1 protein-coding gene and 1 pseudogene are annotated in these 18,492 nt (G+C 51.1%); both read left to right on the top strand.

Going from position 1 to position 18,492, the window contains the following annotated elements; genetic code table 11:
• The first annotated feature begins 13 nt into the window (after positions 1 to 13).
• Positions 14 to 7,684, top strand: a pseudogene (locus C5I45_RS10165) (amino acid adenylation domain-containing protein).
• A 25-nt stretch (positions 7,685 to 7,709) separates the two neighbouring features.
• Positions 7,710 to 18,485: a non-ribosomal peptide synthetase gene (locus C5I45_RS10170; protein ID WP_107994364.1), complete on the top strand. Its 10,776-nt coding sequence runs from the start codon at positions 7,710 to 7,712 to the stop codon at positions 18,483 to 18,485.
• Positions 18,486 to 18,492: the final 7 nt, after the last annotated feature.

Below are 18,492 nucleotides of genomic sequence, written 5' to 3' on the forward strand. Positions count from 1 at the left end.
AAGGAGTGGCGCAATGGGGCAGCAACCGGAAATACAAGATATATATCCTTTGTCTTTTATGCAGGAGGGCATGCTTTTTCATTCTCTGTTGGATCATGACTCAAGAGCCTACTTCGAACAAGCGGTGTTTACGATCAGCGGAAAGCTTGACCGGGAACGATTCCAAAAAAGTATAGACACTGTTTTTGAACGATACGATATTTTCCGTACGACATTTATTCACAAGAATGTGGCAAAGCCCCGCCAAGTCGTGTTGAAAAACAGGCCGAGCCGCGTTCAGTTTCATGATATTTCTCATTTGGACGAGAAGGCGCAAGACAAATATGCCGACCGGTTCAGAAAAGAAGATAAAGATAAAGGATTTGATTTGCAATCAGATCCTCTCATGAGAGTCTCCATTTTGAAAAAAGCGCCTGAACGATATGTTTGTATATGGAGCCATCATCATATTGTCATGGACGGCTGGTGCTTCGGAATTGTCATGAAGGAATTTCTGATGATCTATCAATCTCTCGGAGACGGACGGCTTCCGTCTCTCGAGCCCGTTCAGCCATATGGGAAGTATATTAAATGGCTCATGAAGCAGGATCGTAAAGAAGCCGAGATTTTTTGGAAAACGAGACTTGCCGATCTTGAGCAAACGGCGTCTCTTCCGAAAAAATCCGCGGAACCAAACGGCGAACTTGAGCAGGCCGTTTTCACCATTTCTGAAGATCAGACAAATGAGCTGAAGAACATTGCGGCAAGGGCGGGAGCAACGCTGAATACAGTGTTCCAGGCACTGTGGGGCATGTTGCTGCAGCGTGTCAGCCGCTGTGATGATGCCGTTTTCGGTTCTGTCGTTTCCGGACGGCCGTCGGATCTCGCAGGCGTGGAAAAAATGGTGGGACTGTTTATCAATACGATTCCCGTACGGGTGAAAAGCGGTTCATTTTCTTTTCTGGAGCTCGTCAGGCATTTGCAGCAGGAGACGCTGCAAGCAGAAGCGTACAGCTATTATCCGCTGTATGACATTCAGGCGCAAAGCCCTCTGAAGCAAGCGCTGTTTGACCATATTATCGTGTTTGAAAATGTGCCGGCCCAGCGTGAAATTGAAAATGTGAGTCAGGCCGGTTCATTTGATTTTGCGGTAGAGGATTTTACGATGGAAGAAGTCACAAACTACGGATGCAGCATAAAGGTGATTCCGGGCAATTCTCTTTATATCCGCTTAAAATTTGATACCGGTATATACGACGATGTTTTTATGAAGAATATCGAAACATTTTTACGGCATATGGTGAACTCAGTCATTTCCGACCCTGAAATCGGCGCTTCCGAGATCGCATTGCTGGATGCGTGTGAAGCCAGAAGTATGATGGATGCATTTAACCATACAGAAGCGGTTGAACCGCCGGCTCCGACGCTTCACGGGCTGTTTACCCGCCGCGCCGCGCTTTCGCCGCATCGTCCGGCGCTTCGTTTTCCGGGCGGTATGCTGACGTACGCCGAGCTTGACCAGTACACGGACAGGCTCGCCGTTCGGCTCTGCCAAAAAGGCGTCCGCAAAGAAAGCATGGTCGGCGTACTCGCTGAACGCTCGCCGGAGATGGCGGTTTCAGTGCTTGCCGTGTTAAAAGCGGGCGGCGCCTACGTGCCGCTTGACCCGGACTATCCTGAGGACAGGCTGCGCTATATGCTTGAGGACAGCGGCGCTTGTCTCCTGCTTGCACAGCCGGGATTATCCGTTTCCGGTTTTTCCGGTGAAACGCTAGAAGTGTCTCTTTCTTCTCTGACAAATGAGACGGAGACAGGAGCTGTCTCTGACGAAGCGGATGCTGATTCGCTCGCTTATATCATTTATACGTCCGGTTCGACGGGAACACCGAAGGGAGTAGCTGTTGAACACCGTCAGGCCGCCGCCTTTTTATCAGGGATGCAAGGGCAGTTTCCGTTAACGGAAGAGGATGTTATCGTGCTGAAATCATCCTTTTCATTCGACGCCTCCATCTGGCAATTGTTTTGGTGGACGATATCCGGCGCCTCCGTGTATCTGCTTCCTGCCGGCTGGGAGAAAGATCCTGTGCGGATGATTGAAGCTTTTTCTTCTGAAAAGGTGACGACCGCGCATTTTATTCCGGCGATGGTCAACAGCTTTTTAGACGCGCTGGAAACAGAGCCTGCGGAAACAAGAGCACGCCTCGGCAGAACACTGACACGCGTGTTCGCCGGAGGGGAAGCTCTTTCCCCGCTTACGGCTGCCCGGTTTGCCGATCTTCTGCCGGAGACCATGCTTATTCACGGCTATGGACCGACGGAAGCGACGGTTGATGCGGCGTTTTACGTCTGTGACCGAAAACAGGACAGCGGACGAACGCGGCTTCCGATCGGAAAACCCGTTCCGGGTGCCCGTCTGTATGTATTAGATAGCAGAGGAACCATCCAGCCTGCGGGCGTGGCAGGAGAGCTGTACATCGCGGGGACCGGCGTGGCCCGCGGCTATTTGAACCGGCCTGAGCTGACGGAGGAGCGCTTTGTCGATGATCCGTTTTATCCGGGAGAACGCATGTATCAGACGGGTGATATCGCACGCTGGACAGAAGACGGCCTTGTCGAATGGCTCGGTCGTTCAGACGGACAGGTGAAAGTCCGCGGCTACCGGATTGAACCGGGAGAAATCGAAGCGGCGATCCGGCGCATCGACGGCATTCGTGAGGCGGCAGTCACCGCCCGGACCGAAGAAGGCGAAACCGCACTTTACGCCTATATCGAAGGACGAAAAAGCGATGACGTGCGTGCGGAGCTTGCCACACGCCTTCCGGCCTACATGATGCCGGCTCAGTTTATAGAGATGAGCGAATGGCCGGTCACGCCGAGCGGAAAGCTTGACCGCCGCGCGCTGCCGGCTCCCGGCGGAGCGGCAGACAGACAGGCGTACACCGCCCCGCGGAACGTCACGGAAATGAAGCTTTGCGCCCTTTGGGAAGAGGTGCTGAAAAACGGCCCCGTCGGCATCCGGGATCACTTTTTTGAGCGGGGAGGCCATTCGTTAAAAGCGACGGCTCTCGTCTCCCGCATCGCCAAAGAGTTCGGTGTTCAGGTGCCGTTACAGGAGCATCCTTCGCCCGGTCCGACGGTGGAAGAAGCTCGCCTTCGGTTATTTCAGGACTTGTGAAGGAAAGCCCGTTATGAAGCGATTCCAGCCTGCGAAATAAACAGGACACCCTACCCGGTGTCTTCGGCGCAGAAACGGTAGTGTATGTGCTCCAACAGCTTGAAGAGCGGTCGGTGTCGGCTACAATATGCCGGCTGTGCTGGAACTGACGGGGCCCGCTTGACCGCAGCCGGCTGGAGGAGACGTTCCCGGGAGCTTGGTGAGCGGCATAGAGTCGCTCAGCAACGTCCTTTTGAAACGGGCCTGACGGCGAACCGGTACAGCGCATCCATGACAGCCGTACCGTTTCAGCTCGATGAGGCCGAGTCAGCTGACGCATTCGTCCGGCCGTTTTGTCTGGAAGAAGCGCCGCTCTTCCGTGCGGCTCTCGTGAAAGAATCAGACGAACGTCACCTTTTATTAACGGATATGCATCATATTATTTCTGACGGTGTGTCCGTCAACACCTTGATAAAAGAATTCGGCGAGCTGTACGCAGGCCGTTCGCTTGCGCCGATGCGCCTTCAATATAAAGACTATGCCGTCTGGCAGCGGTCGTTTCAGGAGAAGGAAGGATACCAGAAGCAGGAAGTCTATTGGCTGAAGCGGCTTGAAGGAGAGCTTCCGGTGCTTGAGCTTCCGGCTGACAAGCCCCGTCCGGCGGTCAGAAGCTTTGCGGGCGGCAGCGTATCGTGCACGCTTGACGCTGACACGGCATCCGGCCTTCACCGCATCGCCCGGGATCACGGCTCCACTTTGTATATGGTGCTTCTCGCCGCGTACAATACGCTGCTCGCGCGATTGAGCGGGCAGGAAGACATCATCGTCGGCTCGCCGATTGCCGGGCGTCCGCACAAAGACCTTGAACCGATTCTCGGCATGTTCGTCAACACGCTCGCCATCAGAACGGAGCCGAAAGGAGACAAACGGTTTACCGATTATTTGGCGGAAGTCCGCCAGGCGGCGCTTGAGGCGTATGAACATCAGGACTACCCGTTTGAAGAGCTTGTGGAGCGGCTCGGCGTGCAGCGGGACATGAGCCGCAATCCGCTGTTTGACGTGATGTTTGTGCTCCAAAATATGGAGCGTGAATCCCTGAATTTAAATGAGCTGCATTTGACTCAAGCCGCGGATACAGGTCATAAAACCGCAAAGTTTGATGCCACGCTTTACGCGGCGGAAGGGTCTGACGGTTCCATCAGCTTTGATTTTGAATTCAATACAGATATCTATCAAAAACAGACAATCGAAAAATGGCTTTCTTACTTTACTCGTATTCTTACAAAAGTAATTGAAGACCAAACAATACCGCTTGGTGACATTCACGTACTGGATGATGCTGAAACAAATCGCGTTATTTATCAGTTTAATCAGACGAAAAGCGATTACCCAAGACACGAAACCATCAGCCGTTTATTTGAGCGTCAGGCTGAAGAAACCCCCGATGCCCGGGCAGTGGTATACGATGGACAAATCTTGACATACCGTGAGCTGAACGAACGGGCTAACAGAATAGCGGCGGCTCTCCGATCAAATGGCGTCGGTCCGGAAAGTGTTGTCGCCTTATTAACCGGACGTACAACAGAGCTTGCTTCCGGAATCCTCGGAATATTAAAAGCGGGAGGCGCCTACTTGCCTATCGGTGACGATGTGCCTCGGGAACGGGCTGAATGGATGCTTAAAGACTGTAAAGCTGATATTCTTCTCCAATCTGATAAACTTGACGGTCTGCCGCTTTCCGGAAAACGTTTATTCATAGAGGATATTCAAACAAAGGCCGGCTTAAGTTCGGAAAATCCCGAACCGCTCGGCGGACCTGAATCATTGGCCTACATGATTTATACATCCGGGTCAACAGGTGCGCCAAAAGGCGTCATGATTGAACAGCGAAGCGTGATCCGTCTTGTGAAAAACAGCAATTATATTGATTTTACGCCGAAAGACAGACTGTTGTTTACTTCATCATTAGGATTTGATGTAACGACATTTGAAATATTCGGTCCGCTTTTAAACGGCGCTTCTTTATATGTAAGTGACCAGGAAACCTATCTCGACTCTGATGTTCTGGAAACATTTATACAGCAAAACGGCATTACGACACTGTGGCTGACATCGTCTTTGTTCAATCATCTATCAGAACAAAATGAACACGTGTTTTCCGGATTATCCCGATTGATTATCGGCGGGGAAGCACTGTCCCCAAGTCATGTAAACCGGGTTCGGAAAACGCTGCCGCATCTTTCAATATGGAATGGATACGGACCGACTGAAAACACGACGTTCTCGACTTGCTTTTTGATTGAACAATCATACGATCATTCAATCCCGATCGGCCGCCCTGTCGGAAATTCAACTGCATATATCATAAACAGCAGGGGAACACCGCAGCCGATCGGCGTCATCGGCGAATTATGCACAGGCGGAGACGGTGTGGCAAGAGGATATTTCGGCCGCCCTGAGCTGACGGAAGAAAAATTTGTCCCTAATCCTTTTGTTCCCGGAGAACGGATGTACCGCACCGGAGATTTAGCCCGCTGGCTGCCGGACGGAACGATTGAATATGCCGGACGGATGGATGATCAAGTGAAAATCCGCGGTTATCGGGTCGAGCTGGGAGAGATTGAAGCCGCACTAAGGAGCCTGGACGGCGTGAAAGAAGCTGCCGTGTCAGTCAGAACCGGGCAGTCCGGCAATAAAGAACTGATCGCATATATGAGTCTGCAGACGGACATGGATACAGAAAAAGTGCGTTCATCACTTTCTAAGCAACTGCCGAATTACATGGTCCCGGCCTATATGATGGAACTTGAGAAGCTGCCGCTTACGCCGAACGGTAAATTGGATCGGAAAAATCTGCCCGAACCGGAGCTCGCGCTTCAAACCGCGTACACAGCTCCCCGCAATGAGCTTGAAGAACAGCTTTCCGTTATCTGGCAGGAAGTGCTCGGCACAAAACAAGTCGGGATTGAGGACTCATTTTTTGAGTTGGGCGGCGATTCAATCAAAGCGCTGCAAGTTGCCGCACGGCTCGGACGCTACGGGTGGAAAATGACGGCAAGTGACTTATTCCGGCATCCGTCCATTAAGGAACTCGCGCCTCTTATCCGGAAAGCGGAAAGAGTCATCGATCAGCGGCCGGTGGAAGGAGACATACCTTGGACACCCGTTCAGCACTGGTTTTTATCACAGCGGATGGAAAACAGAAATCATTTCAATCAGTCCGTCATGATGTTCAGCTCTGACGCATTGCATAAACAGCCGCTCAAACAAGCCTTGGAGCATCTTGTCATTCATCATGATGCACTCCGGATCACCGTCAGTTCAGAAAACGAAAGTATCAGACAAATCAATCACGGTATTCAAAAAGATGAACTGTACAGCTTGGACATTTGGGATCTGTCTGAGACAGATACTTGGGAAAGAGAAATAGAAGATGAAGTGGCTGCGCTCCAACAGCGGATGGATATTGAAAAAGGGCCGTTATTAAAAGCCGGCTGGTTCAAAACCCGGTCAGGGGATTATTTATTCATCACCGTACATCACCTGGCGGTTGACGGAGTGTCATGGCGTATTCTGCTGGAGGATTTATCTGCCGCTTACACTCAAGCCGTAAAAGGTCAGCCGGTCCAGCTTCCGCCAAAGACCGATTCGTTTAAGCAATACGCCGTAAGGCTTTCAGAATACGCAAAAAGCAGCAAGCTGATGCGTGAAGAAGAATATTGGCGTTTTATTGAAGAAGAAACAGCCGCCGAACTTCCTTATGAAAAACCGCAGCATCAGACGGGAGCCGACAGCGTTCGGCAAACGGTAAGCTTTACGCTTACAGAAGAAGAAACGTCCGTTTTGCTTCAGCAGGTCAACCGGGCCTACCATACCGATACGCAAGATATTCTTCTGACTGCCGCAGCTTTGGCTTTACGGGACTGGACAGGGGGCGGCAGACTGCGCATCGCGATGGAAGGGCACGGGAGAGAGCACATCATGCCGGAGCTCGACATCAGCCGCACCGTAGGCTGGTTTACCTCCATGTACCCGGTGCTCATTGACTTGAACACAGCAGGCGCTGAGCTTGGAACGGCTGTAAAAACGGTCAAAGACACACTCGGAAGAATACCGGATAAAGGAATAGGCTACGGCATTTTAAAATACATGACACCGTCTGAACAAAAAACAATCCGCTTCAGACAAGCGCCTGAAATCAGCTTTAACTATTTAGGGCAATTCAATGATACAGAAGATCAGCACACATTCAGTTTATCCGGTCTTGCGAGCGGGCACGACATCACGCCGACATGGCAGCGGGAACAAGCGGTGGAAATGAGCGCGATGGCTGCACAACATAAACTGCACTTCAGTTTGAGCTATCCGCCGAGCCGCTTCCGCAAAGAAACGATGGAACAGCTGCTGCAAACCTTACAGCAATATTTGCGTGATATTATGGCGCATTGCACAGGCAAAGAGGAAGCAGAAAAAACCGTTAGTGATTTTAGCAGCAAAACGTTAACATCTGATGATTTGGACAGCATAGCGAGTTTTGTCGAGGAACTGTAGAAAAAGGCGACGGGGAGATTATAACATGACAAAAAAGAATGCAATTCAGGATATTTATCCGCTGTCTTATATGCAGGAAGGAATGCTTTTTCATTCCCTCCTGCAAAAGGAATCACAAGCTTACGCCGAGCAGGCCTCTTTTTCAATAACAGGGAAGGTTGACACCCGCGTGTTTGAAGAGAGCGTTCATGCCCTTTTCGAAAGACATGATATTTTCAGAACGATCTTTATCAGCCAGAACGTGTCAGTGCCGCAGCAGGTCGTATTAAAAGAGCGGAACGTCAGCATCATTGAGGAAAATCTCACCAATTTAAACAAGGCTGATCAAATCAAGCATATTGAAGAAGCCAAACGAAGAGACCGTAAGAAAGGATTTCACCTGCAAAAAGACATGCTGATGCGGGTGACGCTGCTTCAAACCGGAGAATGTGAATATACGTGCATTTGGAGTTTTCATCACATTATTATGGATGGCTGGTGTCTCGGGATCGTGCTGAAAGAGTTCTTCCAGATATATGCCTCGCGGCTTCGACGGACACCGTTAACGCTTGAGCCTGCTGTGCCGTACGGGACCTACATCAAGTGGCTGATGGAGCAAGATAAAGAAAAAGCCGCTTCGTACTGGGAGCGATACCTTGAAGGCTTTGAGCAGCAGACTGTTCTGCCGAAGCAGAAAAAAGCCGGCGAAAGCAGACAAGAGGAAGTGACGTTTTCCTTTTCAAAAGAGGACACGGCTAAGCTGAAAGATCTGGCCGTGAAAGAAGAGGTCACGCTGAGCACCATTTTCCACACGCTCTGGGGCATTTTGCTTCAGGCGTATAACCAGACAGAAGATGCGGTTTTTGGTTCTGTTATTTCCGGAAGGCCGTCTGAAATCGAAGGCATCGAGCGAATGATCGGCCTGTTCATTAATACCGTGCCTGTCCGGATCAGCGGGGCGGACATCCCGTTTCAAAAGCTGATCAAAAACGTGCAAAAGGACGCTTTGAAAGGACAGGCATACAGCTATCATCCGCTTTATGATATACAGGCGAATTCACAGGTAAAACAAGGCTTAATTGACCATATTCTCGTCTTTGAGAATTATCCGGTTGAACAGGAGCTTGATGTACTGAACAGCAAGGGGGACACGAAAGACCTTTTTCACATCCATGATTTCAGCATGGAAGACGAAACCAATTACAGTTTTTATCTTATGGTGGCGCCGGGTGACGAGATTCATTTGAAAATGAGATACGATTCAAGCGTGTATGACCGCCAATTTATCGAAAATATCAAAGGTCATTTGACACATATCGTTTCCCAGATTCTCGACAAACCTGATATCACACCGGATAAGCTTGTAATCATCACTCCTGAGGAAAAAGAGCAGCTGCTTGCTCCGATTTCTGAAGAAACTGAAATGCCTGAGTATGACACGATTCATGCGATGTTTGAACGGCAGGCCGCACAAACGCCGGATCAAATCGCGATCCGGTATGAAGGCGGGTCAGTGACGTACAAAGAGCTGAATGAATCGGCTAATAAGCTGGCCCGTCTGCTGCAAAAACGCGGATTAAAGCGGGAGGAGCCGGTAGGCGTCATGCTCGGCCGTTCCCCTTCTTTAGCGGCGGCCGTTCTCGGTATTTTAAAAGCGGGCGGCGCCTTTGTCCCGATAGATCCCGGCAGTCCAAAGGAGCGTATCCGATATGTTATTGAAAACAGCGGCTGCATCCATGTTGTAACAGAGCGGCATCAGTCACTCCCCGCGGAACAAACGCTGCAGGTTACATATATAGAAGAGGCCGGGACGGAAGCGGACGGAAGCAATGTGCAATCCATTAATACGGCGGACGACCTCCTTAATATGATTTATACATCCGGTACGACAGGGAAACCGAAGGGCGTGCTGCTCGAACATAAAAATATGGCCAACCTTCTTTCTGACCAATTGACGAACACAGATATTGATTTTTGCACAAATGTACTGCAGTACGCATCTTTGGCGTTTGACGTCTGCTATCAGGAGTTATTTTCAGTACTCTTGAGCGGCGGCACCCTTTGTATCGTGCCCGAATCAATCAAACGGGATGTTTCTCAGCTGTATTCGTTTATCGATCAGCACAAAACAGAGGTGGTGTTTTTCCCGACTGCGTTTGTCAAGATGCTTTTCAATGAAGAAGGTTATGCACAGTCTTTTCCCCGCTGTGTGAAGCATGTCATTACGGCCGGGGAGCAGCTGACTATCTCACGTTTGTTCAGGCAGACGCTCCGTTTACACGGTATGCATTTGCATAATCATTACGGCCCGTCAGAAACCCATGTGGTTTCAACGTATACGATTTCTGCGGGAGATGACATACCTGAACATCCGCCGATCGGGAAACCGATCCATCATAACAAAATGTATATTCTCAGCAAAAACAGACAGCTTCAGCCTCTCGGAATTGCGGGAGAATTGTATATTTCCGGAGCGAATACAGGAAGAGGCTATGTGAACAATCCGGCGCTGACCGAAGAGAAATTTTTGCCGGATCCGTTCAGAAAGGGCGCCGTCATGTACCGGACCGGAGATTTGGCAAGACTGCGTGCAGACGGCCAAATTGAATACATCGGCCGGACAGATGATCAAGTGAAGATCAGAGGGTACCGGATTGAACCGAAGGAAATTGAAACCGTCCTGGCAAATCATCATGCCGTGAAAGAAGCTGCCGTGCTGATTCAAACGAATGAGTCGGGCGAAAATGAATTATGCGCCTACTGCAGCGTCTCACAAGCGACTGATCCTTCTCAGCTGCGAAGTGATTTGGCCAAGGAGCTGCCTGATTATATGATTCCGGTCAAATGGGCTTTCGTTGACGCGATTCCGCTCACTGGAAACGGCAAAGTCGATCAGCGGGCCCTTCCGGAAGCTTCAGCGTACGCAGCGGGCCGTCGATATACAGCTCCCCGGAATGTGACCGAACTGAAGCTTACCCGCATATGGGAAGAAGTGCTTCAAACCGGCCCGATCGGCGTTCACGATCACTTTTTCGAGCTTGGCGGCCATTCATTAAAGGCGACGGCACTCGTTGCAAAAATAGCTAAAGAGTGCAGCGTGCAAATCCCGCTGAGTGATGTCTTCAGCTATCCGACTGTAGAAGAACTCGCCAAAATCATCGGTGAAGCAGAAGAGAATCCGTTCGCATCCATAGAAAAGACAGAAACAAAAGAAACTTATCCTGTCTCATCCGCTCAAAAACGGATGTATGTCCTTCACCAGCTTGAAAATGGCGGTGTCAGCTATAACATTCCAGCCGTTTTAGAGGTGAAGGGGCCGTTTGACCGAGACAGGATGGAAGCCGTGTTCAAGGAGCTGATCCGGCGGCATGAACCGCTCAGAACGTCCTTTGAAGAAAAAAACGGCCGGCCTGTGCAGAGGATTCATGACGAAGTGCCGTTTGCATTTACAAAAGAACAATCAGCCGAAGCGTTTATCCGGCCGTTCGATCTCGGCAAAGCGCCTCTTTTCCGGGCGGGATTTGTCCAAATAGAAAAAGACCGGCATCTGCTTTTAGCTGACATGCATCATATTATTTCAGACGGCGTATCCGTCAATCTTTTGATACGTGAATTCAGTGAGCTGTATGCTGAGAGAAGTCTGCCGCCGTTACGGATTCAATACAAAGATTATGCCGTCTGGCAGCAATCATTTAAGGCGGGCGCCGCATATCGGAAACAAGAGGAGTACTGGCTGAACCGGCTTGCCGGGGAGATTCCCGTGCTTGAATTGCCGGCTGATAAGCCGCGTCCCCCGGTGCGGAGCTTTTCCGGTGACCGGGTGTCATTTGTCATCAGCGAAAAACATACAGCACAGTTGAAAAAGCTGGCGAAAGAAAACAAATGCACACTTTATATGACGCTGCTCGGTGTGTACACGGTTCTGTTAGCCCGTTTAAGCGGACAGGAAGATATGATTGTCGGGTCTCCGATTGCAGGAAGGCCTCATGCCGACCTTGACGCCGTTCTGGGCATGTTTGTCAATACGCTCGCTTTCAGGACGCGTCCCGACGGAAGCATGACGTTCAAAGAATATTTAAAGGAAATTCGCCAAACAGCGCTTGAGGCTTACGAGCATCAGGATTACCCGTTAGAAGAGCTCGTCGATAAGCTCGGTGTGCCGCGGGACATGTCCCGAAATCCGCTGTTTGACACAACATTTGCGCTGCAAAATATGGAACAGCAGAAGCTTAGGGCAGCCGGACTTGAACTGCAGCCGGCAGACGTCAGCCTGCCGATTTCTAAATTTGACTTATCGCTGTACATCTCCGAAAACGCCGGTGAATTGTACTGCCAGTTTGAATACAGCACTGATTTGTTTGAGAGAAAAACGATTCAAAAATGGGCGGAATTTTTCACGACACTTGCTGAAAACGCCGCAGCTGATCCGGGTTTGGAATTAGACGATATTTCTGTTTTGTCAGAAAAAGAAGAAGTGTCTCTGCTTCAAAATTTCAGCCCCTTGCAGAAAACAGCGTTTCCGCTTTATCAGCCCCTTCATGAGCTGCTGGAACAACAGGCGGAAAAAACGCCGGACCGTCCGGCGATTTTAACTGATGACATTTCGATTACGTATCAGGAACTGAACGAAAGAGCGAATGAGCTTGCGCACCGGCTGATCAAACGGGGGATAAGGCTGGAGGATAAAACTGCCATTATGGGCCGGCGTTCTCCTGACATGCTGATCGGCATTTACGCTGTCTTAAAAGCAGGCGGTGCATATCTGCCGATTGATCCGGATTACCCGGAAGAGCGGATTCGCTTTTTACTGAAAGACAGCGGCGTGAAATTCTTACTGGCAGAACCAGAACTTTTCGCACCAGATCTTTTTGAGGGAGAAACGATCTCTCTGAAAAGCGGACAAACAGGCAACCCGGAAGCTGCGGCCAACCCCAATGTTCCGGTAAAGCCTGATTCATTGGCTTATATCATCTATACATCCGGTTCTACGGGACGCCCAAAAGGCGTGCAGGTTGAACATCAGTCAGCCGTAAACTTTTTATACTCGCTGCAAGCGCGTTATGGATTAAAGGATTCCGACACCATTTTGCATAAAACATCATACTCTTTCGATGCTTCGATTTGGGAGCTGTTTTGGTGGCCGATCGCGGGAGCTTCTGTTTTTCTCCTTCCGCAAGGCGGCGAGAAAGACCCTGAAATGATACTGAACGCATTGGAGAAAAACCGCATCACGGCAGCTCATTTTGTGCCATCCATGCTTCATGCTTTCTTGGAATATATAAATTCCAGAAAACAGCCGATCAAAAAGACCTGCTTAAAAAGGGTTTTTGCCGGGGGCGAACAATTGGGCCCGCACTTGGTTTCCCGTTTTTATGACCTTCTGCCGGGAACGGAATTGACAAATTCCTACGGTCCGACGGAAGCGACGGTAGAAGCGGCGTACTTCGATTTGCCGCAAGGAAAGGAATTTCACAATGTTCCGATCGGCAGTTCCGGACATAACATGCGGCTGTATATTTTAAATCAAAAGAAACAGCTTCTGCCGCCGGGCTGTATCGGAGAGCTGTATATCGCGGGGACCGGCGTGGCCCGGGGCTATCTGAACCGCCCTGAGCTGACGGAGGAGCGTTTTCTCGATGATCCGTTTTATCCGGGAGAACGCATGTATCAGACGGGCGATATCGTACGCTGGACAGAAGACGGCCTTGTCGAATGGCTCGGTCGTTCAGACGGACAGGTGAAAGTCCGCGGCTACCGGATTGAACCGGGAGAAATCGAAGCGGCGATCCGGCGCATCGACGGCATTCGTGAGGCGGCGGTCACTGCCCGGACCGAACACGGCGAAACCGCGCTTTACGCCTATATCGAAGGACGAAAAAGCGATGACGTGCGGGCAGAGCTTGCCACACGCCTTCCGGCCTACATGATGCCGGCTCAGTTCATAGAGATGAGCGAATGGCCGGTCACGCCGAGCGGAAAGCTTGACCGCCGCGCGCTGCCGGCTCCCGGCGGAGCGGCAGACAGACAGGCGTACACCGCCCCGCGGAACGTCACGGAAATGAAGCTTTGCGCCCTTTGGGAAGAGGTGCTGAAAAACGGCCCCGTCGGCATCCGGGATCACTTTTTTGAGCGGGGCGGCCATTCGTTAAAAGCGACGGCTCTCGTCTCCCGCATCGCCAAAGAGTTCGGTGTTCAGGTGCCGTTACAGGACATCTTCGCCCGGCCGACGGTGGAAGAGCTCGCTTCGGTTATTCAGGACTTGGAAGAGAGCCCGTATGAAGCGATTCAGCCTGCGAAAAAACAGGACACCTACCCGGTGTCCTCAGCGCAGAAACGGATGTATGTGCTCCAACAGCTTGAAGACGGCGGTGTCGGCTACAATATGCCGGCTGTGCTGGAACTGACGGGCCCGCTTGACCGCAGCCGGCTGGAGGAGACGTTCCGGCAGCTTGTTGAGCGGCATGAGTCGCTCAGAACGTCCTTTGAAACGGGGCCTGACGGCGAACCGGTGCAGCGCATCCATGACAGCGTACCGTTTCAGCTCGATGAGGCCGAGTCAGCTGACGCATTCGTCCGGCCGTTTTGTCTGGAAGAAGCGCCGCTCTTCCGTGCGGCTCTCGTGAAAGAATCGGATGAACGCCATCTTTTATTAACGGATATGCATCATATAATTTCTGACGGTGTGTCCGTCAACACCTTGATTAAAGAATTCGGCGAGCTGTACGCAGGCCGTTCGCTTGCGCCGATGCGCCTTCAATATAAAGACTATGCCGTCTGGCAGCGGTCGTTTCAGGAGAAAGAAGGATACCAGAAGCAGGAAGCCTATTGGCTGAAGCGGCTAGAAGGAGAGCTTCCGGTGCTTGAACTTCCGGCTGACAAGCCCCGTCCGGCGGTCAGAAGCTTTGCGGGCGGCAGCGTATCGTGCACGCTTGACGCTGAAACGGCATCCGGCCTTCACCGCATCGCCCGGGATCACGGCTCCACTTTGTATATGGTGCTTCTCGCCGCGTACAATACGTTACTCGCGCGATTGAGCGGGCAGGAAGACATCATCGTCGGATCGCCGATTGCCGGGCGCCCGCACAAAGACCTTGAACCGATTCTCGGCATGTTCGTCAACACGCTTGCCATCAGAACGGAGCCGAAGGGGGACAAACGGTTCACCGATTATTTGGCGGAAGTCCGCCAGGCGGCGCTTGAGGCGTATGAGCATCAGGACTACCCGTTTGAAGAGCTTGTGGAGCGGATCGGCGTGCAGCGGGACACAAGCCGTAATCCGCTATTTGATGCCATGCTTGTCGTTCAGAATATGGAACATGAGGAATTGCTGTTGGACGGTTTGCATATTCAGCCTGCGGACGTGTCCCGTCCGGTTTCCAAATTTGATGTCACTTTGCAGGCTTCTGAAGGCGGGGGACAGATTCATTTTCTGTTTGAATATGCGGCGTCTTTATTCCGGAAAGAAACGATGCAGCGCTGGGCTTCCCACTTTATGACGATGCTTGAACACATTGTCCGTGAACCGGAAACTTCTATACAAGCGATCAGCATGCTGACTGCTCCGGAACGGGACCGAATTCTTTCGGACTTTAACGGCATGACGGATAAACAGCTGCCTGAAAAAACAGTTCATGGACTGTTCATCACCCAGGCGCGAAAAACACCGGATGCGGCAGCCCTTATCAGCGGGGAAACGTTGGTCACATATAAAGAATTAGATGACTGGTCGAATAAAATCGCCAGAGCTCTGCAAAAACGGCAGATCGGACCGAATGCCGCCGTCGGCATTGTGATACCAAGATCGCCGGAACAAGTCGCGGCAGTCTTCGGGGTTTGGAAAGCCGGGGGCGCCTACGTCCCGATAGATCCTGAATATCCGGAGGAACGCAAGCAATATATCATTTCAGACAGCGGCACAGCGCTTCTCCTTACCGCACACGGCGCAATAGATCAAGTGCCTGATCATTTTAAAGGTGAAGTGCTCGCACTGGAGGATATCCAAGAACAAGACGCATCACCGGTTCAGCCATTATCAGCACCGGAAGATTTGGCTTACATCATTTACACGTCCGGGACGACAGGCAGGCCGAAAGGGGTTATGGTCGAACATCGTTCCGTCAGCCAAACCCTTCAATGGCGAAGCGGATTTTATGATCTGAATGAGAAAGATACGGTTCTTCAGCTCTTTTCATTTTCATTTGACGGTTTTGTAACAAGTATGTTCACACCGCTGATTTCCGGTGCGAAAGCAGCCGTTTTAGCCGAAGATGAAGCAAGAGATATTCTTGCCATTAAACACTATCTTGCATCTTACCGCATCACTCATATGATCATTGTTCCCGTACTGTACCGTACACTGCTTGACGTACTGGAGCCGGGGGATGCAGAGTCTCTCAGAATTGTCACATTAGCTGGAGAAGCTGTCGACCAAAACATTATCAGCCGCAGTTTATCGGTTTGTCCTCACACGGAGCTTGCCAATGAGTACGGCCCGACGGAAAACAGCGTCGCCACTACAGCGGCAAGACATATAGAACAAAGTGAGAACATTACGATCGGCCGGCCGATTGAGCATTCACACGTTTATATTTTAAACGGGGATCACCCGCAGCCGATCGGTGTAACGGGAGAACTTTGCATTTCGGGTTCCGGCCTTGCAAGAGGGTACCGCAATCTTCCTAAGCAAACGGCCCAAGCCTTTGTCCAAGACCCGTTCCACAAGAACCGGCGCATGTACCGCACAGGCGATCTGGCAAAATGGCTGCCGGACGGCACGCTGCAATATATCGGCCGAATGGACGAGCAAGTCAAAATCAGAGGCTACCGGGTGGAACTGAAAGAAATTGAATCGGTCTTAACAGGCATAAAAGGTGTCAAAGAAGCAGCCGTCACCGCTCATACCGCATCAGCAGGCCAAACGGAACTATGCGCTTATATCGTGACAGAAGAAGGAACAGAAAGTGAAACCGTGCAGCAGGCGCTCAGAAATGAAATGCCCGCTTATATGGTGCCGGCGTTCTTTGAAACACTTGAAGCCCTGCCTGTCACACCGAACGGGAAGCTTGACCGCCGCGCGCTTCCTGAGCCGCGGAAAAAAGCGCACACCGGACGGGCATTTACGGAGCCTGAAAGCGACATGGAAAAAGAGCTTTCCGCGATTTGGAGCGAAGTGCTCGGAACTGAAAACATTGCCGCGGATCAATCATTTTTTGAACTGGGCGGCGATTCCATCAAAGCCCTGCAAGTATCAGCCCGATTACATCAGGCAGGAAAACAGATCGCCGTAAAAGATATTTTCAGCCGGCCGACAATTAGAGAGCTGGCGCCTTATGTCCGTACAGAGCGGCAGCCGGTCAGCCAAGCTCCTGCAGAAGGAGAAGTGAAGTGGTCGCCGGTTCACAAATGGTTCTTCACACAAGACATGAAGGAAGCAAATCATTTTAACCAGTCCGTCATGCTGACGAGAACAAATTCAATAGATGAAGAGGCTCTGAGGAAAACGTTAAAAGCCATTACCGTTCATCATGATGCTTTGCGCCTTGTCTGCAAAAAAGACGAAGAGAAAGGTCTTCTCCTCTTCAACAGACAGGCTGACCTCGCAGATGAGCAGCTTTACAACCTGACCATATTAGAAACGGAAGGCGATGAGCATGAGAAGGAACGTTTTATAAAACGCCGCGTCGCAGAGCTTCAGAGAAACATGGATTTGGAGAACGGGCCGCTGGTACAGGCGGGACTGTTCCGCTCTGAAGCAGAAGATTACTTGTTTCTGACGGTCCATCATCTCGCTGTCGACGGGATATCATGGCGGATTTTATTGGAGGACTTGGCTTCTGCTTATGAGCAGGCCGCCTCTGGACAGGAAATCAAACTCCCTCCGAAAACCATGTCATTCAAAACATATACGGAGCAGCTGGCCGATTATGCCGAAAGTAAACAGCTTCTTCAGCAGACGGAGTATTGGCGGGAGATTGAACACTATGAAACAGAAAGTCTTCCTTACGAGCAGGCAGGTCTATCTCAAACTCCTGCAAAAAAACGGAACACGGTATCCTTCACTCTGACAGAAAGTGAAACGGACGCCCTGTTGAAAGATGTGCACAGCGCCTACAATACGGATACGCAAGATGTGCTGTTGGCTTCCGCCGTGCTTGCCCTTCAAAAGTGGTCGCCGCGGCACGCTTTGAAAATCGCCCTTGAAGGACACGGACGCCAATCGGAGCAGGCAGGTGCGGACATCAGCAGGACAGTGGGGTGGTTCACTTCCATTTACCCGGTGCTTGTCCGGAGCGGAGTTTATGAACCTCTTGAAGAATATGAAATTCGCACATTGAAAACCGTCAAAGACACATTGCGGCGCATTCCGGATAAAGGGAACGGATACGGCGTCCTCAAATATTTAACACCGCCGAAACTTGCCGGGATGACTTTCGGGAAAGCACCGGAGATCAGCTTTAATTATCTCGGACAATTCGATGCGCCCGGCGGGAGTCCGGCAGAAACGGAACAGCCTGACGCGTTTCAGTTTTCTCCTTTGGGAGGCGGAGATGATGTGACAGATACATGGAAACGGGAGCAGTCACTTGAAATCAGCGCGATTGCGGCAAAAGGCCGGATGACCGTCAGCATTTCCTATGAAACGGAGCGCTTCCGGCAAGATACGATCGAACGGCTGTCCGAAAGCTGCCGGTATTATCTCCTGAAACTGTCGGAACACTGCCTCAGCAAAACCGATACGGAGAAGACTGTCAGTGACTTTGATGATCGGGAGCTGACTGAGGAAGCCTTGCAGGATATTGCCGACTTACTCAGCTTCCACTAAACCGAGC

Origin of the sequence: Bacillus sp. ZY-1-1 (genome assembly GCF_003047165.1) — a bacterium.
GTDB classification, from domain to species: Bacteria; Bacillota; Bacilli; order Bacillales; family Bacillaceae; genus Bacillus; species Bacillus velezensis.

Excerpts from the sequence above, each read along its gene's own strand:
- C5I45_RS10170 (WP_107994364.1), top strand. The coding sequence starts at position 7,710 with ATGACAAAAAAGAATGCAATTCAGGATATTTATCCGCTGTCTTATATG.